This window comes from Bradyrhizobium sp. USDA 3650, assembly GCF_054057395.1.
The window spans coordinates 8,092,171-8,112,367 of record NZ_JBSRZG010000001.1; the positions used below are offsets into that span (position 1 = coordinate 8,092,171).

27 protein-coding genes are annotated in these 20,197 nt (G+C 64.7%); 14 read left to right on the forward strand and 13 right to left on the reverse strand.

All coding sequences use genetic code 11. From position 1 onward, the window contains the following. Positions 1-4 precede the first annotated feature (4 nt). Positions 5-961, reverse strand: a complete 957-nt coding sequence (locus tag ACVIN2_RS38315) for an AraC-like ligand-binding domain-containing protein (RefSeq protein ID WP_456769567.1) — start codon at positions 959-961, stop codon at positions 5-7. A gap of 196 nt (positions 962-1,157) precedes the next feature. Here ACVIN2_RS38315 and ACVIN2_RS38320 point away from each other — a divergent pair, with 196 nt between their 5' ends. Both ACVIN2_RS38320 and ACVIN2_RS38325 read left to right on the forward strand, forming a co-directional pair. Next, positions 1,158-2,174, forward strand: coding sequence for a carbon-nitrogen hydrolase family protein (locus tag ACVIN2_RS38320; RefSeq protein ID WP_456769568.1), 1,017 nt, complete (start codon positions 1,158-1,160; stop codon positions 2,172-2,174). Positions 2,175-2,312: 138 nt separating this feature from the next. Beyond that, positions 2,313-3,242, forward strand: coding sequence for a phenylacetaldoxime dehydratase family protein (locus tag ACVIN2_RS38325; RefSeq protein ID WP_456769569.1), 930 nt, complete (start codon positions 2,313-2,315; stop codon positions 3,240-3,242). A 4-nt stretch (positions 3,243-3,246) separates the two neighbouring features. On the opposite strand, the gene ACVIN2_RS38330 is transcribed toward ACVIN2_RS38325, so the two are convergent. Continuing rightward, positions 3,247-3,885, reverse strand: a complete 639-nt coding sequence (locus ACVIN2_RS38330) for an HAD family hydrolase (protein WP_456769570.1) — start codon at positions 3,883-3,885, stop codon at positions 3,247-3,249. 231 nt (positions 3,886-4,116) lie between these two features. On the opposite strand from ACVIN2_RS38330, the gene ACVIN2_RS38335 reads away from it, so the two are divergent. Together ACVIN2_RS38335 and ACVIN2_RS38340 are read left to right on the forward strand one after the other, a co-directional pair. Beyond that, positions 4,117-4,413 (forward strand): hypothetical protein, encoded by a 297-nt coding sequence (locus ACVIN2_RS38335; RefSeq protein WP_456769571.1) that lies wholly within the window; start codon positions 4,117-4,119, stop codon positions 4,411-4,413. Positions 4,414-4,489: 76 nt separating this feature from the next. Further along, the gene (locus tag ACVIN2_RS38340) at positions 4,490-4,690 is read left to right on the forward strand and encodes a hypothetical protein (protein WP_106944186.1); all 201 of its coding nucleotides are present in this window, start codon (positions 4,490-4,492) and stop codon (positions 4,688-4,690) included. Positions 4,691-4,745: 55 nt separating this feature from the next. Here the strand turns inward: ACVIN2_RS38340 and ACVIN2_RS38345 are convergent, their stop codons facing one another. Continuing rightward, positions 4,746-5,798 carry a TRAP transporter substrate-binding protein gene (locus ACVIN2_RS38345; protein ID WP_456769875.1) on the reverse strand — a complete coding sequence of 351 codons (1,053 nt, stop codon included), beginning with the start codon at positions 5,796-5,798 and terminating at the stop codon, positions 4,746-4,748. A 115-nt stretch (positions 5,799-5,913) separates the two neighbouring features. Between ACVIN2_RS38345 and ACVIN2_RS38350 the strand changes: the two genes are divergently transcribed. The 4 genes from ACVIN2_RS38350 (at position 5,914) to tsaA (ending at position 8,577) form a co-directional block, all read left to right on the forward strand. Beyond that, positions 5,914-6,861: a transglycosylase SLT domain-containing protein gene (locus ACVIN2_RS38350; protein ID WP_456769876.1), complete on the forward strand. Its 948-nt coding sequence runs from the start codon at positions 5,914-5,916 to the stop codon at positions 6,859-6,861. 105 nt (positions 6,862-6,966) lie between these two features. Continuing rightward, positions 6,967-7,707 carry an AzlC family ABC transporter permease gene (locus tag ACVIN2_RS38355; protein ID WP_456769572.1) on the forward strand — a complete coding sequence of 247 codons (741 nt, stop codon included), beginning with the start codon at positions 6,967-6,969 and terminating at the stop codon, positions 7,705-7,707. After that, entirely contained in the window at positions 7,704-8,054 is a 351-nt protein-coding gene (locus ACVIN2_RS38360) for an AzlD domain-containing protein (RefSeq protein WP_007603256.1), read from the forward strand. The genes ACVIN2_RS38355 and ACVIN2_RS38360 overlap by 4 nt, the downstream gene beginning before the upstream one ends. Positions 8,055-8,085: 31 nt before the next feature. Next, positions 8,086-8,577, forward strand: a complete 492-nt coding sequence (gene tsaA / locus ACVIN2_RS38365; protein ID WP_354158402.1) for a tRNA (N6-threonylcarbamoyladenosine(37)-N6)-methyltransferase TrmO — start codon at positions 8,086-8,088, stop codon at positions 8,575-8,577. A gap of 92 nt (positions 8,578-8,669) precedes the next feature. Here the strand turns inward: tsaA and ACVIN2_RS38370 are convergent, their stop codons facing one another. The 4 genes from ACVIN2_RS38370 to ACVIN2_RS38385 are packed head-to-tail and all read right to left on the reverse strand — an operon-like array spanning position 8,670 to position 11,665. Then, on the reverse strand, positions 8,670-9,098 hold the full coding sequence (locus ACVIN2_RS38370) for an HIT family protein (protein ID WP_027518417.1): 429 nt from the start codon (positions 9,096-9,098) through the stop codon (positions 8,670-8,672). Positions 9,099-9,149: 51 nt separating this feature from the next. Then, positions 9,150-10,391: a GNAT family N-acetyltransferase gene (locus ACVIN2_RS38375; RefSeq protein ID WP_456769877.1), complete on the reverse strand. Its 1,242-nt coding sequence runs from the start codon at positions 10,389-10,391 to the stop codon at positions 9,150-9,152. Positions 10,392-10,445: 54 nt separating this feature from the next. After that, positions 10,446-11,192 carry a glycerophosphodiester phosphodiesterase gene (locus ACVIN2_RS38380; protein WP_456769573.1) on the reverse strand — a complete coding sequence of 249 codons (747 nt, stop codon included), beginning with the start codon at positions 11,190-11,192 and terminating at the stop codon, positions 10,446-10,448. A 5-nt stretch (positions 11,193-11,197) separates the two neighbouring features. Then, positions 11,198-11,665 (reverse strand): RidA family protein, encoded by a 468-nt coding sequence (locus ACVIN2_RS38385; RefSeq protein ID WP_007603263.1) that lies wholly within the window; start codon positions 11,663-11,665, stop codon positions 11,198-11,200. A 235-nt stretch (positions 11,666-11,900) separates the two neighbouring features. Here ACVIN2_RS38385 and ACVIN2_RS38390 point away from each other — a divergent pair, with 235 nt between their 5' ends. Beyond that, the gene (locus ACVIN2_RS38390) at positions 11,901-12,746 is read left to right on the forward strand and encodes a cell envelope integrity EipB family protein (protein ID WP_456769574.1); all 846 of its coding nucleotides are present in this window, start codon (positions 11,901-11,903) and stop codon (positions 12,744-12,746) included. Between the two features lie 65 nt (positions 12,747-12,811). Beyond that, on the forward strand, positions 12,812-13,213 hold the full coding sequence (locus ACVIN2_RS38395; protein WP_085351382.1) for a RidA family protein: 402 nt from the start codon (positions 12,812-12,814) through the stop codon (positions 13,211-13,213). Positions 13,214-13,299: 86 nt separating this feature from the next. Here ACVIN2_RS38395 and ACVIN2_RS38400 read toward each other — a convergent pair whose 3' ends face one another. Genes ACVIN2_RS38400 through ACVIN2_RS38410 form a run of 3 tightly spaced genes read right to left on the reverse strand, consistent with a single transcriptional unit; the run spans position 13,300 to position 15,304 of the window. Beyond that, positions 13,300-13,707: an ACT domain-containing protein gene (locus tag ACVIN2_RS38400; protein ID WP_456769575.1), complete on the reverse strand. Its 408-nt coding sequence runs from the start codon at positions 13,705-13,707 to the stop codon at positions 13,300-13,302. Beyond that, positions 13,707-14,996 (reverse strand): DNA polymerase IV, encoded by a 1,290-nt coding sequence (locus tag ACVIN2_RS38405; RefSeq protein WP_456769576.1) that lies wholly within the window; start codon positions 14,994-14,996, stop codon positions 13,707-13,709. Before ACVIN2_RS38405 ends, ACVIN2_RS38400 begins: the two co-directional genes overlap by 1 nt. After that, complete coding sequence (locus tag ACVIN2_RS38410; protein ID WP_456769577.1) at positions 14,993-15,304, reverse strand: DUF3572 domain-containing protein; 312 nt, start codon at positions 15,302-15,304, stop codon at positions 14,993-14,995. The genes ACVIN2_RS38405 and ACVIN2_RS38410 overlap by 4 nt, the downstream gene beginning before the upstream one ends. 267 nt (positions 15,305-15,571) lie before the next feature. Here ACVIN2_RS38410 and ACVIN2_RS38415 point away from each other — a divergent pair, with 267 nt between their 5' ends. Next, the gene (locus ACVIN2_RS38415; protein ID WP_007611272.1) at positions 15,572-15,937 is read left to right on the forward strand and encodes a response regulator; all 366 of its coding nucleotides are present in this window, start codon (positions 15,572-15,574) and stop codon (positions 15,935-15,937) included. A 14-nt stretch (positions 15,938-15,951) separates the two neighbouring features. Continuing rightward, positions 15,952-17,325 (forward strand): PleD family two-component system response regulator, encoded by a 1,374-nt coding sequence (locus tag ACVIN2_RS38420; RefSeq protein WP_456769578.1) that lies wholly within the window; start codon positions 15,952-15,954, stop codon positions 17,323-17,325. Between the two features lie 246 nt (positions 17,326-17,571). On the opposite strand, the gene ACVIN2_RS38425 is transcribed toward ACVIN2_RS38420, so the two are convergent. Further along, positions 17,572-17,805, reverse strand: coding sequence for a hypothetical protein (locus tag ACVIN2_RS38425; RefSeq protein ID WP_245313367.1), 234 nt, complete (start codon positions 17,803-17,805; stop codon positions 17,572-17,574). A 52-nt stretch (positions 17,806-17,857) separates the two neighbouring features. Here ACVIN2_RS38425 and ACVIN2_RS38430 point away from each other — a divergent pair, with 52 nt between their 5' ends. Together ACVIN2_RS38430 and ACVIN2_RS38435 are read left to right on the forward strand one after the other, a co-directional pair. Further along, positions 17,858-18,055 (forward strand): hypothetical protein, encoded by a 198-nt coding sequence (locus ACVIN2_RS38430; RefSeq protein ID WP_456769579.1) that lies wholly within the window; start codon positions 17,858-17,860, stop codon positions 18,053-18,055. Positions 18,056-18,209: 154 nt separating this feature from the next. Beyond that, positions 18,210-18,410 carry a hypothetical protein gene (locus ACVIN2_RS38435; protein ID WP_456769580.1) on the forward strand — a complete coding sequence of 67 codons (201 nt, stop codon included), beginning with the start codon at positions 18,210-18,212 and terminating at the stop codon, positions 18,408-18,410. Between the two features lie 516 nt (positions 18,411-18,926). On the opposite strand, the gene ACVIN2_RS38440 is transcribed toward ACVIN2_RS38435, so the two are convergent. Further along, a complete protein-coding gene (locus ACVIN2_RS38440) occupies positions 18,927-19,319 on the reverse strand; it encodes a response regulator (protein WP_245286272.1) in 393 nt (130 codons plus the stop codon). Positions 19,320-19,545: 226 nt separating this feature from the next. Continuing rightward, positions 19,546-20,154 carry a TetR/AcrR family transcriptional regulator gene (locus ACVIN2_RS38445; RefSeq protein ID WP_456769581.1) on the reverse strand — a complete coding sequence of 203 codons (609 nt, stop codon included), beginning with the start codon at positions 20,152-20,154 and terminating at the stop codon, positions 19,546-19,548. Positions 20,155-20,197: the final 43 nt, after the last annotated feature.

Below are 20,197 nucleotides of genomic sequence, written 5' to 3' on the forward strand. Positions count from 1 at the left end.
TGCGTCAATGCCGCGACTGGCTCTGCCGGAAATCGCGCGGCGACATCCCGAAATGCTCGCGGAAGACGCGGCCGAAATGCGAGAGGTCGTTGAAGCCCCAGGCGAAGGCGATCTCGCTGATGTGGCGGTGAGCGAGCACGGGGGAGGCGAGGTCGCGCCTGCATTGAGCGAGGCGCTCACTGAGGACGTAGCGCTGGAACGACGTGTCCTCGTCGGCGAGGAGATCGTTGACATAGCGGGACGAGATGCCGAGCGCCGCTGCGGTCTCGGACAGCGAGAGATCGGGATCGGCAAGATGAGCCCGGATATGCGCCTTCAGCCGGTAGAGCAGGGCAGAGCGATGGGTCGAGGACGGCAGCGGCGTCTTGCCCAGCCGCTCGCCTAGTGCCATCGCCAGGACATCGACGGCCTGTTCCGACAGAGCGGCGGCGTGGTGCGGATCGATCTGATCCGCGCTCTGGCAGAGCCGGTAGATGAAATCGTAGGCGATCCTCTGCAGCGGCGAGTCTGGTCCGAAAGCGCTGGCGGTCAGGGTTTCAGTCGCGCCGAGCCGGCGCTGCAGCATCTCGCGCGGCACCTTGAAGATGGTCTGCGTAAAGATGCCATCGAATTTCAGCTCGTAGGGACGGGTGGTGTCATAGAGCGCAAATTCTCCCGGATTGACCACGGCCTCGCGGCCGTCCTGCACCACGGCGCCGGCGCCGCGATTGCCGAGCGCGATCAGGATGAAATCCTGGTCCGAGCGCGCGATGCGCGAGGGCGTGCGCAACACATGTTGACGGTCGGAGCAGACCTCGGAGCATTCCGCCTTGCCCAGCGGCGCCCGGGTGACCGAGCCGCGAAAGGCGCTGCCAAGATCTGACCTGCAGTCGAGTCCGACGAAGACGTCGCAGACGATATCCTGCCAGAGCGCAAGCCGACGGTGGCCTGGGCTGTCGTCCGTGGTGAACTGGATTGGCATCTGCAGAGCCTCCCTTTCACATCCCGCAACATCGCGTGTCGGCGCAGGTCCCCACTGACGGAGGCAAATCCCGTACCGGGCCGGCGATTCCGTCCGGTCGAGTTTTTGTTCCGCCGTGGTCGAGCGCCCGCCGCCCGGCTTGGGCAAATAGACTGCATCGGACCTGGCTTCCGATCAACCGGCAAGGGAGGTGGCAATGGGCATCGAACATCCGAAATACAAGGTCGCGGTGGTGCAGGCGGCGCCCGCCTGGCTCGATCTCGATGCCTCGATCGACAAGTCGATCGCCTTGATCAGGGAGGCCGCCGAGAAGGGCGCCAAGCTGATCGCCTTTCCGGAAGCCTTCATCCCCGGCTACCCCTGGCACATCTGGATGGATTCGCCGGCCTGGGCGATCGGCCGCGGCTTCGTGCAGCGCTATTTCGACAATTCGCTGTCCTATGACAGTCCGCAGGCCGAGCGGCTGCGCGTCGCCGTGCGCAAGGCCAAGCTCACTGCCGTGCTCGGTCTGTCCGAGCGCGATGGCGGCAGTCTCTATCTGGCGCAATGGCTGATCGGGCCTGACGGCGAGACCATCGCAAAGCGCCGCAAGCTGCGGCCGACCCATGCCGAGCGCACGGTCTATGGCGAGGGCGACGGCAGCGATCTCGCCGTGCACGCGCGGTCCGACATCGGCCGCATCGGCGCACTGTGCTGCTGGGAGCATCTCCAACCGCTGTCGAAATACGCGATGTACGCCCAGAACGAGCAGGTCCATGTCGCGGCCTGGCCGAGCTTTTCGCTCTACGATCCCTTCGCGCCGGCGCTCGGCGCCGAGGTGAACAACGCCGCCTCGCGCGTCTATGCGGTCGAGGGCTCCTGCTTCGTGCTGGCGCCTTGCGCAACGGTCTCGCAGGCGATGATCGACGAACTCTGTGATCGGCCGGACAAGCATGCGCTGCTGCATGCCGGCGGTGGCTTCGCTGCGATCTACGGCCCCGATGGCAGCCAGATCGGCGACAAGCTCGCGCCGGACCAGGAGGGCCTCTTGATCGCCGAGATCGATCTTGGCGCCATCGGCGTCGCCAAGAACGCCGCTGATCCAGCCGGGCACTATTCGCGCCCCGACGTGACGCGGCTGCTGCTCAACAAGAAGCGATACCAGCGCGTCGAGCAGTTTGCGCTGCCGGTCGACACTGTCGAGCCCACGGACATTGCCGCGGCGGCGAGCTGATCGCCGGAATTGAGGGGAGGCACGCTCATGGAATCCGCAATTCCTCTGCATCTCGAGACCCCACGCACGCGCCACAAGCGCGTGCCGGACGATTACCAGCCGCCATACCCGTCCTTCGTGGCGCGCTAAAAGCCCGCCGTGAACCGCGTCGTGATGGCCTATTTCGGCCTGCAATGTCGCGGCACGGCGCCGGCGGCTGCGACGGATGCGCTCGCCGACATCGCGGCGCGGTTTGCCGCGGAAGGCGGGCCCTCGCATTGGGATCGCGCCCAATATGTTGATCAGGCCGGCTATGAGAACGTCGTCTCGGTGGCCTATTGGGACGACATTGCGCGGTTCGACCAATGGTTTGCACCGGCGCGCGAGGCCTGGACCGGAACGCAGCGCGAGGGCATTGGCACGTTCATCGAGGTGCTGCGCCCCATTGTGGCGCGGCACGAGACGCTGTTTTCCTCGCTCGACCGGCCCGAGGGCGTCGCGGTGATTGCGCAGGGCATGAGCGGCGAGGTGCAGGAGCACGCCTATTGGGGCGGCATGCGCGACCGCATCCCGCTGTCGCAGACCGATCCGATGTCGCCGGGGGGCAATCCCGAATTGATCCGCGACGGCGCGCGGCTGCGCGTGAAGGCGCACGACAATCTCTGCCTGATCCGATCAGGCCAGGATTGGAGCGATACCGAGACCTCGGAGCGAAAGCTCTATCTCGACGACGTCGAACCGGTGTTGCGCGAGGGCATGGATTTCCTGCGCGATGACGGCCTCGGCATCGGCTGCTACGCCAACCGTTACATGCGCGTGCTTGCAGCCGACGGGGACGCGAGTGAAAAGTCCTACGGTCAAAGCTGGTGGAAGAGCCTGGCAGCGCTGGAGCGGTGGGCGGAATCGCATCCGACCCATGTCAGGATATTCGGCGCCGCAATGAAGTACCTCTCGACGCTCGGCCCCTCGGCAAAATTGCGGCTCTACCACGAGGTCACCGTGGCGGCTGCCGACGAGCAGTTCTTCGAATATCTGAACTGTCACGCCAGGACCGGCATGCTGGCGGCGGTGGAGACCGTCAGCGCTTGATCGGCTAGATCACGCAATGACCGAGCAGCTCGGGATGCGCGGCGCAGATGTGATGCGCCCCGGCGTCACGCAGCTCGGCCTCGCTGCCGTAGCCATAGAGCACGCCGATCGCGGTCATGCCGTTGGTGCGGGCGCCGACCACATCATGGCTGCGGTCGCCGATCATGATCGCGCTGGCGGGATCGACCTTGGCTTCGTCGAGCGCGTAGCGCAGCAGGTCGCGCTTGTCGACACGCGTGCCGTCAAGCTCGGAGCCGAACACGCGTTCGAAATACGGTTTCAGGCCGAAATGCTCGACGATACGGGTGGCGTAGACCGCTGGCTTGCTGGTCGCCACGAACATGCGCGGTGTTGTCGCGGCAAGCGTTGTCAGCGTGTCCACGATACCGGCATAGGCTTCGTTCTCGAACAGGCCGACATCGCTGAAGCGCTCGCGATAGAGCAGCAGCGCCCGGTCGGCGAGTTCCGCGCTGCCCGTGAGCTTTTGCAGGCTGGCATGCAGCGGCGGGCCGATGCACCAGGTCAGCTCGTCCTCGCTCGGCACCGCGACGTTGAGCCGCTCAAGGGCGTACTGGATCGAGCGCGTGATCCCGGGCTTCGGGTCGGTCAGTGTGCCGTCGAGGTCGAAATAGATCGTCACCATGTTGCCGCGCCTGTGTTGCTACCGCCGTCTATGCCAGACCTAAACGAGGCCGTGGACCAAGGCAAACGCGCAACCATTGCCACGCCGAAAATCGCCTTCCCGATACGGCGGATTCCTTAAAGCTCGCTATTTGCGGGAGGGAAGCGTAGAGTCGCGCCATCACCGCCTTCCATTGGCATCGACCGGTGACTGAGGGTCACCAGCGCTCCCGCCGACTGAGCAGGAGCGTGCATGACTCGATTTCGTCTGGTCGACTGGATCCGCCGGAGAGCGGTTCTTGTCGCATTGATACTTGGCACATTGATACTTGGCCCACTGTCGCAAGGCGCTGTCGCGGCAGGACCGGACTGCCGGGCGATCGAAAGCACGAGCGGACGTCTCGCCTGCTACGATGCTGCGTTTCCTCCGAAGGAAAAAAAGCCCGCTGCTGCGGAGAACGATGGGTCCCGTGCCGCTTACAAGGACCCGTTCGTAGTGGAAGAGGCCAGAACCGCAGCGAAGCTGAAGAACATCTGTCGCGGCTGTTGAGAGGTGCTCGTCCGCCGCGTTCTCGTTGATCGGCGAACCCGGACTAGGATCGAAACAATTTTCCAGGAGAGGCCGGATGAGCGAGCGACTTGAAACTCTGAAGAAGGCCCGTGATCGCATGATCGAGGACAGGGACGCGCATGCGAAAGTGCTGGCCGCTCCCTTTGTGCGCGACACGGCCGAGCGCGCGCGCAACAAGTTTATCGAGATCCAGGCGCTGATCGATGCCCTCGACCGCGCCATCCGAGGCGAAATCCCGGTTCCGGTCAAAAACTAAGGCAGTAGGCAGCGACACCAGCGGAGCGTTCATTGCTGATGCCGCTAGCGCTCCCTCATTGCTGTCTCGCCCATTCGACGATGGCGGTCGCCTCCGCGCCTGCCCGGGTTTCCCAGGCGGTGACCGCGTTCGTTGCTGCCTTCCGCAACTCCGTGACAAGGAACGCTGGCGCCGGCTCGGCGATATGGACGCCATTGTCGCGCATGCGCGCATAGTTCTCGATGGTGCGGTGGGTCAGTAGCGCGAGTTGGCTCTGTTCTGTCTCGGCCGCCGCGGCCAGCACCTCGCGCTGCATCGGTTCGGACAGCTCGGCAAAGGCGTCGCTGCGGACGAAGGCGATCGAGATTGGCATCGCGTAGTTGATGGCCGTGAAATGCGGCAGGAAGTCCCACAATTTGCGCCCCGCGCCGCCGTCGCCGGAGGTGAGGAAGGCATTCAGCCGGTGTTCCTTCAGGCCGGCAAGCGCCGCGTCCATCGGCAGGAATTGCGCGTTCGCGCCGGCCGCGCGCATGACCTCGGTGGAATTGGCATCGTAGGTTCGCAAGTTCAGTTTCGGCAGATCGTCGGCACCTTCAAGCGACCGCTCCGACCAGAGGCCCGTGGCCGGCCAGATCGTCACATAGAGCAGCTTGAGGCCGCGCGCCGCGAGCGCCTTCTCGTAGAGCGGGCGCGCCCGCAGATTGGTGGCGCGAGCGAGATCCACCGATTGCACCAGGAAGGGCAGGGTGGACAGCCCGAGCACGGGATCGAGGCCCGAGAGCGCGCCCGCGAAGGCATCGCCGCCCGCGATCCGGCCGTCCAGCGCCGCGCGCGGCATCTCGCCCGAGTTGATCTTGAGCTGGTTGTCGAAGGCGTTGGTCACGGTCACGAAACCGTGGGTACGGTCGGAGACGCGGCTGGCGAAAGTCGCGAGTCCAATCCCGGAGATGTTATTCTCGGGGTATTCCGTGGTCATCCGCCAAGTGACCTGGGATGTGACTTGAGACGCGTCCTGAGACGCCACCTGCGCGGCGGCTGGCGCGACGCTCAGGATGAGCGCGGCGAGGACAAGGATCGCGCGGATCCGTTTGGCGGGGTAACGCATTGGGAGAAGCAGGGTAGGCAGCATAATATTGGCGACTCGTCGAACCATGGCACGATGCCACAACATGGCAGATCACACTGTCGCATGCCGCGCTGCGGCGCGCCACCGCCATGCCTGCACGCGATGGGTGCAGATTGCGATGTGCATCATCTCCGCGCTGCTCGTCTCGGCGACCCAGGCCGCGGCGGGGGATAGTTCGCCCGCTAAGACCGATGTCGCCGTCCCCAGCGTCGAAGAGCTCGCGACGCCGCCGGCGAAGCCCGCGGATGCGCGCGAGAGCGACACGCGGGAATCGATCTGCCTGATCGTCGAGGCCGCGGCGCGCGATGCCAATCTGCCGCTGGAGTTCTTCGCCCGCGTGATCTGGCAGGAGAGCCGCTTCCAGGCCGATGCGGTGGGGCCCATGACGCGCAGCGGCGAACACGCGCAGGGGATCGCGCAGTTCATGCCGGGCACCGCGAGCGAGCGCGGGCTGCTCAATCCCTTCAATCCGGTGCAGGCGCTGCCGAAGTCGGCGGAATTCCTGAACGAGCTGCGCAACCAGTTTGGCAATCTCGGGCTGGCCGCCGCCGCCTACAATGCCGGGCCGCGCCGGGTGCAGGAATGGCTCGCCGGCACCGGCGGCATGCCGGAGCAGACTCGCAATTACGTTCTTGCCATCACTGGAACGAGCGTCGATGCGTGGGCTAAGGCAGGCGCGACCGGCAAGGGGCCGCCGAGCGCGCCGCCGACGAGCTGCCGCGATCTGATGGCGCTGTTGAAGCGTGCGCCGAATGCCTTCGTCGCCGAGCTCGAGCAGCATGTGGAGCTTGCGGCTGCAAAGATCTGGGGCGTGCAGCTCGCCGCGGGCTTTGACCGCAACCGGGCGTTGGCGATGTATTCCCGCGCGGTCACGCGGCTGAGCGCCGTGATCGGCGAACGTGATCCGAGCCTGCTGAGCTCAGTGATGCGCAGCCGCGGCACGCGCGCCTTCTACCAGGTGCGCATCGGCGCCGATACGCGGAGCGAGGCGGATGAACTCTGCGGTCGCATCCGCAAGGCCGGCGGGGCATGCTTCGTGCTGAAGAATCGCGGTGTGAGCGGATAGGGCATCTGTCCCAGCGTGCATGCCAGCCCCGCCGCGCGCTTCCTTGACGCGAGGCGCCGCATTGCCCGTTATGCAGGCACGATTCCTCATCCGGCCAAGACTCCCGTGGCGCTTCCTCCGCTCGATTCACCTCAATGGCAAAGTCCCTGGCGCGCCTTTGCGTGGGGACTGAGCTCGATCACGCAGACGATCCTCACCCTCGTGCTGTTCGCGACCTATCTCGGCATCGGCGCGCTCGCCCACGACACCCATTTCAGCCTGCTCTGGGCGCTCTGCTCGACGCTGTTCGTCTGGGCGGGGCCGGCGCAGATCATCCTGATCACCACGCTCGGCTCCGGCGCGACGATCATCCAGTCGGCGATCGCGGTCACCGTCAGTGCGATCCGGCTGTTTCCGATGGTGGTCTCGGTGCTGCCCTTGATGCGCACGCCGACGACGAAACGGCGCGAGCTGTTTTTCGCCGCACACCTCACGGCCGTGACGCTGTGGGTCGAATGCCATCGCTTCCTGCCGCAGGTGCCGCGTGAACGCCGGATCGCCTTTGTCAACGGACTTGGCTTCGGTCTTGTCTCGGTGTGTCTCACCGCCAACACGGTCGGCTATTTCCTTGCCGCGAATCTGACCCAGACGCTTGGGGCGGCGATCCTGCTGCTGACGCCGCTGTCCTTCCTGTTCTCGACCGCACGCAACAGCCGCGAGGTCGCCGATGTCGTCGCACTCGCGCTCGGGGTTCTGCTTTATCCGCTGGCCGCGAAGATAAACTCCGGCCTCGACATCCTCGTCAGCGGCCTCGTGGCCGGCACGATTGCCTATGGCGTGCATTGGTGGCGGGAGGTGCGCGCATGAGCTTTGCGCAGCTCATTGGCGACTGGCACGCGCTGGCGGTGCTGTTCGTGGCCGGCGTTGTTCCCAACCAGATATGGCGCATGCTCGGCCTGTGGTTCGGCGGCGGCATCGACGAGGGCTCCGAGCTTCTGGTCTGGGTACGGGCGGTCGCCACCGCGATCCTGGCCGGCGTCATCGCCCAGATCGTGGTCGAGCCGCCCGGGGCGCTTGCGAGCGTGCCGGATGCCTTGCGCTACGGTGCGGTCGGCGCCGGCCTCGTCGTCTTCCTATTGACCCGCCGCTCGATCTTCGCGGGCGTGGTCGCGGGCGAAGTCTTCATGCTGGCCGGCAAGTGGTGGTTGGGCTAAAACCGCCGGCGAACAGCAGGGAATTGGAAATATGGTTCGCGAAAACGAGCTCCGCGAGGGTGAAGTCTCCATCGAGCTGCCGCCGACGCAGGATGCCGGCCTCGTCTTCATCGGGCGCATCCGCACGCCCTGGAGCTCGCGGCTGGAGACCCCGCGCCAGGGCCGGCATGACGGCCCGATATGCCGCCTCGAGATCTTCGAGCCGTTCGTGCCGGCGATCAAGGGCGTCGACTTCTACAGCAATCTCGAAGTGCTCTACTGGCTCGACAAGTCGCGCCGCGACATCGTCCTGCAAAGCCCAAAGAACAACGAGAAGACCCGCGGCACGTTTTCGCTGCGCTCGCCGGTGCGCCCCAATCCGATCGGCACGTCGATCGTGAAGCTGGTCGGTATCGAGGGCAACGCGATTCTGGTGCGAGGGCTCGATTGTCTCGACAACACGCCGCTGATCGACATCAAGCCGGATCGTTGCGAGTTCACGCCGCTGGCTGCGCCGCAGCCGGGGGATTTCCAGACGGAGTGAGAGGCGGCCATCGTAGCCCGCATGGAGCGCAGCGGAATGCGGGAACGATCCCGGATTGCGCTTCGCTCCATCCGGGCTACGGCAGCTGAGACTCAGCCCGCCTTCAACGCCGCGATCAGCTTGGTCGCGTTCTCTTCCAGCACCTTGACGTCTTCCTTGCGGCTGGCGGGCGGAAGCATCGCCACGCCGTCGTGGCGTGGCATCACGTGCATGTGGAGATGAAACACCACCTGTCCGCCGGCGGCCTCGTTGAACTGCTGCACGGTGATGCCGTCGGCCTTGAACGCCGTCATCGCTGCGGCAGCGATCTTGTGCGCGCCGCGGGCGACATGGGCGTAGTCGTCAGGCTTGATGTCGAGGATGTTGCGGGCAGGGGCTTTTGGAATCACCAGGGTGTGGCCCGGTACCCGCGGCATGATATCGAGGAAGGCGAGGACGTGCTCATCCTCGTAAACCTTGTGGCAGGAGAATTCACCGCGCAGGATCTTCGCGAAAATGTTGTTGGGGTCGTAGGCGGTCATGGCGGCGGCTCCCTGGAATTTTCGCTTACTGTCACCAGCCGCAACGAACCGTCAAGGCGCCTCGTCGGCGCCTTTGCGGAACGGTCCGAGCTCGGCCAGCTCCCGTCCGGCTTCCGCGACATAGGCGCGCTCGCGCTTGAGGTAATCATCGATGGCGCGGCGCAAGCCCGGATCGGCGATGAAGTGAGCGGAGTGGGTGGTTCGCGGCAGGTAGCCGCGTGCGATCTTGTGCTCGCCCTGCGCGCCGGCCTCGACATTCCCCAGGCCGCGTTTGATGGCGAGGTCGATCGCCTGATAATAGCAGACCTCGAAATGCAGGAATGGATGATGCTCGACCGCACCCCAGTTGCGGCCGAACAGCGTGTCCGAGCCGATGAAGTTGATGGCGCCCGCGATCCAGCGATCGTTGCGACGGGCCATCACCAGCAGCACGTCCTGGCTCATGGTCTCGCCGATTAGCGAAAAGAATTCCCGCGTCAGATAAGGCCGGCCCCATTTGCGTGAGCCGGTCTCCATGTAGAATTGAAAGAAGGCGTCCCAGGCATCTTCGGTGATGTCCTTGCCCGTGAGGCAGTGGATGGTGATCCCGGCTGCCAGCGCATCGCGCCGCTCGCGCTTGATCGATTTGCGGTGACGGGAGTTCAGCGTCGCCAGGAAATCGTCGAAACTTGCAAAACCCTCGTTGTGCCAGTGGAACTGCTGGTCGGTGCGCTGGAGGAAGCCGTGCTCGGCCAGCAGCTTCCACTCCGCCTCGCGGGCGAAGGTGACGTGGACCGAGGAAGCCTTGCTGACGCCGCACAGCGCCACCAGCCCGCTCGCCAGTGCCTCCATGATGCGCTCGCGGTCGACGCCGTCGCGGACCAGCAGCCGCGGTCCCGTGGCCGGCGTGAAGGGAACCGAAACTTGCAGCTTCGGATAGTAGCGCCCGCCTGCGCGCTCATAGGCATCGGCCCAGCCGCGGTCGAAGACATACTCGCCTTGCGAGTGCGATTTCAGATAGCAGGGCACGACGCCGGCGACGCGGCCGTCGATCTTGGCCACGAGATGCCGCGGCCCCCAGCCGGTACGGATCGTGGCCGAACCTGATTTCTCAACGGCCGATAAAAACGCGTGGGAGACGAAGGGGTTATAGGCAGGCTTTGAGAGGCCGAGAGAATCGCCTGGAAGCCCGGATGCGGTTCCCCTGTCATGCCCGTTGCAAGACTTGCCGGGATTGGCGCAGGCGTCCCAGTCGTCCGGCGATACTTCGCCAATGGAAGGTACGGCCTCAAGGGTGATTTCGGATGGTGCCATCATGCCCAAGATCGTGCATTGCAGCAGCGACTTCAAGAGTGGGAAACATCAAGCCTACGGTACGAAGCCTTCGAAGATCATCTGATCCGCATGTTGCGCGACCCGCGTCCGCTGCTCGGTCGTACGCACGGTCCAGCCAAGCAGGGCGCAGCCGAACACATTGCGGGCGATCCAGGGGGCGGGGGCGGGCAGGTCGTCGACCCTGAAGGCGACGAAATGCGGCTGGGTCTGGAAGCCGTGGCGCAGGTACAGCATGCTGTCGCGCTGCTCCTGGGTCAGGTAGGCCCAGTATTCGTCCCCATAGCTCCGCTGCGCGACGATGCCGCGGGGACGGGAGGGCAACAGCTCGCGCAGCGCCAGCACCTGGTCCGGGTCGAAGGACATGCCGACGGCTGGGCCATCATAGGACGCCAGGACCTCGGCCATCCGCCTCACCAGCTTGCGGTCGCCGTCAAAATGGCTCTTGACCTCGATCACCAGCGGCACGCGGCCGCCAACAAGGGCGCAGAGGTCGCTGAGCGACATCATCCGCTCGGCGGTGTCCTTGAACGTGAGCGCTTTCAGCTCGGTGGCGGTTTTCTCGACCAGCGGGCCGGTAGCCTCGGTAAGACGGCCGAGCGCATGGTCGTGATGCACCATGGCCTCGCCGTCGGCGGAGAGCTGGATGTCGACCTCGATCGAGAAATTGCCCGCAATCGCAGCCTGTACCGCGCCCGGCATGTTCTCGACGATGCCGCGGGAAATGTCGTGCAGGCCGCGATGGGCGACCGGGCGGGCTGTCAGCCAATCAGGAGCGCGCATTCGCCTCAGGCGACCTCGAACACGCCTTCGACCTCGACCGCCGCATCCGCGGGCAGGGAGGCGACGCCGACGGTGGTGCGGGCATGACGGCCCTTGTCACCGAAGGCGGCGACCATCAGGTCAGAGGCGCCATTGAGCACCTTAGGCCCGTCCAGGAAGTCCGGCGCCGAGTTGATGAAGCCGCCGAGGCGCACCACGCGCACGACCTTGTCGAGGTCGCCAAGCGCCGCCTTGACCTGGGCCAGCAGGTTGACGGCGCAGCCGCGGGCGGCCGCCGCGCCCTCTTCGATGGTCACGCCGGCGCCGAGCTTGCCCTTGGCGATCAGCTTGCCGGCGGGATCGAAGCAAACCTGCCCCGAGACGAACAGCAGATTACCGGTGCGCACGAACGGAACGTAATTGGCCACGGGGGTGGGGGCCTCGTGCAGCTTGATGCCCTGCTCCGCCAGCTTCTGCTCGACCGTTCCCGCCATGTCCGACCTCGTTGTCCAAAAATCCATCCGCCCCGGCGCATCCGATGCAGCCGGGGGCGGGCCCTGTTTCGCCCATCGTGCCGCCACATGCAAGCAACCCTCGGGGTGGGATTTTGTTGAGGCAGGGCAGGAGGTTCAACGCGGGGGCCGCAACTTTACGTGAAACGGCCTCAGTTGCGACGCAATGGAACGTTCATTAAAATGTCGAATCTGCGCTTTCCCCAAGGGACCAGACATGCTGCACCTTTTCCGGACTTCGCTCGGTGTGACGGCGCTCGCGGCGGCCGCTCTCGCCCCCAGAGGCGGGGCGTTGGCCGCGAACGGTCCGTTCCTCGCGCACCAGGCGCTCTATGATTTGAGCCTGGTGAAATCGCGCTCCAATTCGATCAACAGCGCGCGCGGCCGCATCCTCTACAATTTCACCGGAAGTTCGTGCGAGGGCTACACGTCCGAATTCCGCCAGGTCTCCGAGCTCGACAGCGGGGAGGGCAAGGTCACGCTCAGCGACCTCCGCTCCAATTCCTGGGAGGACGCCGGCGGTAAAAGCTACCGCTTCAAGATCGAGACGCGGATGAACGAGGCTGACGCCGGCCGGGTCGACGGTTCGGCGGAGCGCGACGGCGACCACATCAACGTTAAGCTGAAGCTGCCGGCACCGAAGAGCTTTACGCTCGACGGCAAGATCGTGTTTCCGACCGAACAGATCCAGCGCATCATTTCCGCCGCGAAGGACGGCAAGTCGCTGCTCGAACTCTCCGTCTATGACGGCTCCGACGATGGCCAGAAGGTCTACAACACGCTGACCGTGATCGGCCAGCCGATCCCGGCCGAGCGCGAAGGTTCGCCCGATCCCTCAACATCCGATGAACACATGAAGTCGCTCAAGCGCTGGCCCGTCACCGTCAGCTATTTCGACCGCGAGGCCCAGCAGAAGGAAGGCGAGCAAACGCCGGTCTACGCGATGGCGTTCGAGCTCTACGAGAACGGTGTCTCGCGCCAGCTTGTGCTCGATTACAACGACTTTGTGATTTCGGGCGCGATGGGCAAGTTCGACGCGAAGGACAGCAAGCCCTGCAATTGAGGGCTGGCCTGCAACGCGGTCTCTGGCTACGCTCCTCCCAACCACAAACATCCGGGAGGCTCACCATGCCCAAGCTCGATCATCTTCGCCCCAGCGGCCTGCATCACAATCCCGCCTATTCGCATGTCGTCACCGCCACGGGGGCGCGGACGATCTACATCTCCGGCCAGGTGTCGGTGGATGAGGAGGGGCGGATCGTCGGCGAGGGCGACATCGCCGCGCAGACCACGCAGGTGATGCAGAATCTCGGGCACGCGCTGAAAGCAGCCGGGGCGAGCTACGCCAACATCGTGAAGATCACGACCTTCGTCGTGAACTACAAGCCGGAGCTGCGCCCGATCATCGGCAAGGCCCGCTCGGCCTTCTTCGAAGGCATGGAGCCGCCGGCCAGCACGCTCGTCGGCGTCTCGGCGCTCGCCGCGCCGGAATGGATGATCGAGATCGAGGCGGTGGCGGTCGCGGATTAATCCCGTAGCCCGGATGGAGCGAAGCGCAATCCGGGAAGCTGTGTCCGCAGATGTGCAGTCCCGGATTGCGCTGCGCTCCATCCGGGCTACAAGTGCGCAGCCTTGGACATCTCTTGCAGAAGAACCATCGCGTCGTCCGCCCTGTCAGCCGGCACAAACAGATGATCGTGGTGGAACGCCGAAACGGCGTTCACGCTGATGCCGGCTCCAGCGAGACGTGCCGTGATCGCCGCCAGGAAACCGACCGCATCGAGTGCGGAGTGGACCGTCAGGGTGATCAGGCACGATGCAAATGCGTAGCGTAGTCCCGCCGCTTCGGCCTCGTCGCGAGGGATCACGAGTGTCGTTCCTTCCTGCTCGCGGAACGTCAGCAAGGGGCTGAGCGCTGCGGGAATCGACTGGCCTGTCGGGATCGTGCAGAACACGAAGATGCCTGGCCGCCGATCCGGCTTCATGCCTCTCAGCAGGGCGTCGAGATCGCGTTCGCCTGTCATCACTCCTGCGCCTTTTCCGGCCCCTCGTAGGCGATGCCGCGGATCACGGCGGCGCTGCCGAATTTCTTGCGCAAGCTGTCCACCGCGCGCTCGGCGTGGGCGGCGCGGCGGTCGAGCATGTCGGTGTCATCGGCAACCGAGCCTTCGCGCAGGGCGCTGACTCCGGCACCCATCAGGCGGAAGGCGGTGCCGTCGATCTCTTTCGCCAGCATCTCGCGGCAGATCGAAAAGATCTTTGCGGCAAGCTGCGTCGGGGCCGTGATCGACTGCGAGCGCGTGCGTTGGCGGAAATCGGCGGTCTTCAGCTTCAGCGTGACGGTCAGGCCGGCGAGCTCACTGCTCTTGAGGCGAGACGACGTCTTCTCGCACAGCCGCCACAGGATCTTCTCCAGCGCCGCGAAGTCGCGGATGTCGGTCTCAAACGTCGTCTCGCTCGAAATCGTCTTGGCGCCCCGATCGGGCTCGACGCGGCGGTCGTCGATGCCGCGCGCGAGCCGCCACAGCCTGCGACCGTCGCTCGGAAACTGCCGCATCATCTCGATCTCGTCGGCCTTCTGCAGGTCGGCGATGATGCGGAAGCCGCGTTGCACCAGACGCTCCTGGGTCGCAGGCCCAACGCCGAAAATGAAACCGACCGGCTTGTCGGCCAGCATCTCGCGCGCTTCCTCCTGGTCGAGCGCGGCAAACCCGCGCGGCTTGTCGAGGTCGGAGGCGATCTTGGCCAGGAACTTGTTGCAGGAGAGGCCGACCGAGACGCTGATGCCGATGTCGCGCTCGATGTTGCGTGCGAACCGCGCCAGCACCTTGGCCGGGATCATGCCGTGCACCCGCTCGGTGCCGGAGAGGTCGAGGAAAGCCTCGTCGATCGAGAGCGGCTCGACCAGCGGCGTCAGCGCCTGCATGGCCTGGCGCACCTCGCGCCCGACCCGGACATATTTCGTCATGTTTGGCGGGATCACGGCCGCATGCGGGCAGGCTTCCAGCGCCTTGTACATCGGCATAGCCGAGCGCACGCCGTAGGTGCGCGCGATGTAGCAGGCGGCCGACACCACGCCGCGCTTGCCTCCGCCGATGATGACGGGCTTGTCGGCGATGTCGGGGTTGTCGCGCTTCTCGACGGTCGCGTAGAAGGCGTCGCAGTCGATATGGGCGATGGTCAGGCTTGCGAGCGCGCGGTGGCGGGCGAGGCGGGGGGAACCGCAGGCGGAACAGCGCCGCACGCCCATATCCAGATCGGCCGAACAATCCCGGCAGAAGCAGCGGGGTCCGGCCGTCTCCAGGGAGGTCACGGCACGTCGCGCTCCCAATTGGGGTCGCCGAGCGCGTCGCCGAGAACCTGCCGCGCTGCGGCAACGTTGGTCGGATGCAGTTCCGCAGTGCTGGCGAAGGCCTTCACGGTGGCGTCATCGCGCATCACGAAATCGAGCACGCTGAGCAGGAAATTGGGGTCCGAGGCGGCCTTGCGCAGCATCTCCGGGCCGACACCTGTCTCGGCCAGGAACAGGCCCAGCCGCTCCGGCTCGCCCGCGACGAAAGACAGCGCCTGAAGCGCAACGATTTCAGCGACTTCGCGCGGGTTGTGAACAGGCTTTTTCACGTGGCCGGTTTGCCTTTCCGTTAACTTTAGGTGTCTACTTTGGGGCCACCATGCCCGAGTCTCGTTCCTAAGTCTCTTGCCCAAGTCTCTTGCTCAAGTCTTGCGACCCCCGACAAGCAACTGGAAACCACATCGCAGAAAGTTGGCCCTCGGGTTTAACGAAACTCAAGCGAATTCGAGGCTAGTTTGAATCCAGTTTTCGAAGCGCCGGCGACCGGCGCCTGAGGCGTCACATGCATCGGTCTGCGGACCAATCAGGAGGGCGGGATGGCTAAGACCGTCCTGATCGTGGAAGACAACGAGCTCAACATGAAGCTCTTCCGCGACCTGTTGGAGGCGCACGGCTACCAGACCACCGGCACCAGCAACGGCTACGAGGCGCTCGACCTCGTTCGCAAGATGCGGCCCGACCTCGTGCTGATGGATATCCAATTGCCGCAGGTCTCGGGCCTGGAGGTGACGCGCTGGATCAAGGACGATCCGGAGCTGCGCAATATTCCCGTCGTCGCCGTCACGGCGTTCGCGATGAAGGGCGACGAAGAGCGCATCCGCGAGGGCGGCTGCGAGGCCTATTTGTCCAAGCCGATCTCGGTCGGCAAATTCATTGAGACGGTCCGACGTTTCATCGGATAGGAAGTGAGTTTACAGTGTCCGCGCGTATCCTCGTCGTCGATGACGTCCCTGCCAACGTCAAGCTGCTCGAAGCTCGCCTGTCCGCCGAATATTTCGACGTGATGACCGCCGCGAACGGCACCGAGGCGCTGGCGATCTGCGCCCGCGCCGAATGCGACATCATCCTGCTCGACGTCATGATGCCTGACATGGATGGTTTCGAGGTCTGCCGCCGCTTCAAGACCAATCCGGCCACGCACCACATTCCCGTCGTGATGGTCACCGCGCTCGACAGCCCGGCCGACCGCAACCGCGGGCTGGAAGCCGGCGCCGATGATTTCCTGACAAAGCCCGTCTCCGACGTCGTGCTGATCGCGCGCGTGCGCTCGCTGACGCGGCTGAAGATGATGACCGACGAGCTGCGCATGCGCGCCATCACCTCGCTCGAGATCGGCATGCAGGCGCCCGAGCGCAGTGCAATCTCCGACACCGGCAAGGGCGGCCGCATCCTGCTGGTCGACGACCGCCAGTCCTCCTATGAGCGGCTGGCGACGATCCTTGCCGCCGAGCACACTATCGACGTCGAGCCGAACCCGACGGAGGCGCTGTTCCACGCCGCCGAGGGCAATTACGATCTGCTGATCGTCTCGCTCGACCTCAACAATTTCGACGGCCTCAGGCTGTGCAGCCAGGCGCGCTCGCTGGAGCGCACGCGGCATGTGCCGATCCTGGCGATCGCCGACCCCGAGAACGCGACGCGGCTGCTGCGTGGGCTCGAGATCGGCGTCAACGACTATCTGCTGCGTCCCATCGACAAGATCGAGCTGCTGGCGCGTGCCCGCACCCAGATCCGCCGCCGCCGCTACACCGACCATCTGCGCGACAACGTGCAGAATTCGATCGAGATGGCGATCACGGACGCGCTCACCGGGCTGCACAATCGCCGCTACATGGAAAGCCATCTCGCGACGCTGGCCGAGCAGGCCGCAACCCGCGGCAAGCCGCTGGCGCTGATGATCCTGGACATCGACTACTTCAAGTCGATCAACGACAATTACGGCCACGACGCCGGCGACGACGTGCTGCGCGAATTCGCCGTGCGGGTGCGCAAGTCGATCCGCGGCATCGACCTTGCCTGCCGCTACGGCGGCGAGGAATTCGTCATCGTGATGCCGGAGACCGATCTCCACGTCGCCGGCATGGTCGCCGAGCGCCTGCGCCGCTCGATCGCCGGCGAGCCCTTTGCGATCCACAAGGGCACCAAGCGCATCGAGGTCACGATCTCGATCGGCCTGACCACGCTGGAGCAGAAGGGCGAGGCGGTTGGCGACGTCCTCAAGCGCGCCGACACCGCGCTCTACCGCGCCAAGCACGACGGCCGCAATCGCGTGGTGTCGCACGCGGCGTGAGGCCGATTGCACAGGCCGGCGCAAAAAAAAACGCGAAAACAACCCCATGCACAGTAGCCGACACTAGTCGGATCAATAGCTTACGTCGGCCGCAAAACGGCTGATGCAGACGGCAATGCCGTTTGACTCGTCGGGCAAAACAGGAGCATCCTGCTAGCATCCCGAACATCCCACGAACTTCGCTGTCATCGCGCAGGCGAGGAATCCGGCACGCCACGGCGGACCAGCGGGCATCCATTCTTCAAGTCAGGGAGGATACGGCTCCGACCATTCTGCCTTGGCCAGGGCCGCGCCGGTGCTGGACTTTGCGATGATCTCGTAAGTGTACAGGCCGGAATTGCAGGGGCCCCAGGTTCGTAAGCTCTCCGGCTTCACGATGTTGTCTGAAGGAAATGGGATCTCCTGGCCGCCCATCTCGTAGTTCTTCTCTCTGCGAAACTTGACGACGATCGTGCGCGTGCCGGGCGGAACACTTTTCATCTTGATTTCGGGATTTGGAAAGACGGTGGTGCAGGGCCGCGGAGGTCCAAACGTGAATTGGATCTTCATCTCGTCAGCCGCGGCCGGGGTGCAGATGATCGGGAATGAAATTAGCAGCAACGACGACAATCTAATCATGGGCACGCCCCAAAAAGAAACCAGTGTATCGGCAGGGCCGCCTGATGCCAAGTTTACCCGTTTTTCGCTCTCGCAGCCCTCTTCGGGACGTCACAAAAATGGCCCGCCGTAGCGGGCCCTGTGGAGATGGAGAAAGTCCGGGTCACTTCTGATCGACGTTGCTGGTCCCCGAGCCGGGCGTGCCGATCGGCAAACCATTCGCCGCATGACCGACGCCAACGCCGGGCGCACTGACCGCTCCTGGAGTTTGATCCTGTGGAAGCGTCTTGACCCCGGTTCTTGCTTGTTCCGCGGGGCTCATCTGCCCCTTGTTGTCGCTGTTGGCACCGTTGGTGGCCGTGATGCCGGACCTGTCGGTCCCGTTTGGCGTGCCCGTCTGCGTCGACCCGGACGCGGTGTTGCCCGCGCCCGAGCTGCCCGGTGCGGCCGGTGTGCTCGCGGTGTTGCCGTTCGGCGTCGGGGGCTGAACGTTCGGATTGGTTGGAGAGTTGTTGGTGTGAGCGCCAGTCGAGGTTCCGTTTGTGCCCATGCCTGATGGCGCCGAGGGGCCTCCACTAGCGGCGCCAGACGTGCCAGTGCCTGCGCCTGAGCTCGCGGATGATCCGGACGCTCCGCCGCTCGCGGCCGCGCCACCCGCGCCTCCGCCGGCACCACCACCACCACCTCCGCCGCCTTGTGCGAAGACGGGAGCGGCAACAGCGAAGGACAGGACGGCAGTAAGAAGAAGCGATTTTCGATTCATGACCTTCTCCAGTGTAAAGAAGGTCAACTACGCCGAAATGACGATGGTTCCTTTTCCTCCACTCGCTTCAGGAGTTCAGCTTCTAGCGGAGCTTCCTGATCAATTCGCGGACGTTCGCGGCATACTCTTCGATGGTTCTCATCCCTCTCGCGCACTTTCACTTCTGGCTCGGACGTCGGTGGATCATCGCTCATGCGTCACCCCAGCTGTCCCTCGGCAGCCGACTTTGATCAAGACTAGATCAATGCGAAGGTGGGACTTGGTTGAGCAGCTGCGATACTGCCGTAACGACCTGGGCGGGCGCGAAGGGCTTGCTCAGCAGAACGCTATTGGGCACGCCGTGAGAGGGCCACTGATCGGCTCCAGCGCCGGTCATATAGACCACCGGCATCTCTGGATTGATCTCTCGGGCTTGCTTTGCAACGTCCCAGCCGGTGAGCTTACCGGCCAAATGAACATCGGTGAGCAACGCGCGGTATTTGGTGGGGTCGCCTTTCAGCAGGGCAACCGCGTCCTCGCCTGATGAAACAATCTCGGTCTGAAATCCACCGTCTACGAGGGCCTCGCCCACCATCTCTTGGATGAGAGCTTCGTCCTCTACAATGAGGACTAGCAACAATTGGCTATCTTGCACCGGCCCCACCCTCTGTCGCGCACCATCGCGACAGTACAGATAAGTGTAAAAGTGCACAAAAGTTCCCGCATGGAAACCTGCGCCGCGTGCACTCCCTCAGCGATATCGGCGCGCTCTCTTGGAGAGGTCGAAGGTGAAGCATGGCAAACTGGGGTGGAGACTGCGGTGCGTGCTCTCCCATCCGCCCTCTTGCGGCGAGCGGAATCGCGTTGACCCTTCAGCTGCGTCAGGGATGCCGGGCCGACCGCTTGCCTCGCTTCACCGCAGCCTCGTCTCCCACGTCCACCCCCGCATTCCGCAACAACACCGTCGCCGCCTCCTTCGCGGCACGCGCCATTGCGGGGTCGTCGCGGACGAGGTCCTGGGCGATCGAGCCGTCGACCAGCAGCACGAGCTGCGTTGCGAGCGCCTCCGCGTTCGCAACGCCGAGCTCGTTCAGGCGGTCGCGAAACCAGATGCGGCGGCTTTCCTTGAAGGCGATGGCGATCTTCTTCACGGCGCGGTCCGCCGGGCCAAGCTCGGCGACGGCATTCACGAACGGGCAGCCGCGAAAGTCTTTGGCGGCGAAGCGGCGCTCCAGCGAATCGAAGGTGGCGAGGATCTGCTCCGCCGCGGGCTTGTCCGATGGGCGGGGCTGCACGAAGCGGCGGTCCAGATAGGCCGCGATCAGCGCGTCCTTGGAGGGAAAGTGATTGTAGAGCGTGCGCTTGGAGATGCCGATCTCGGCCGCGATGGTGTCGACGCCGATGGCGCGAATGCCCTGCAGATAGAACAGCTTGTCGGCGGTCTCGAGGATCCGCTCTTTCATCGTCTGTGGGGCGGGCGGGGGAGCCATGCGGCGGTGAATGTCCTGTTCGCTTGACAGCGCGCGCTAACCA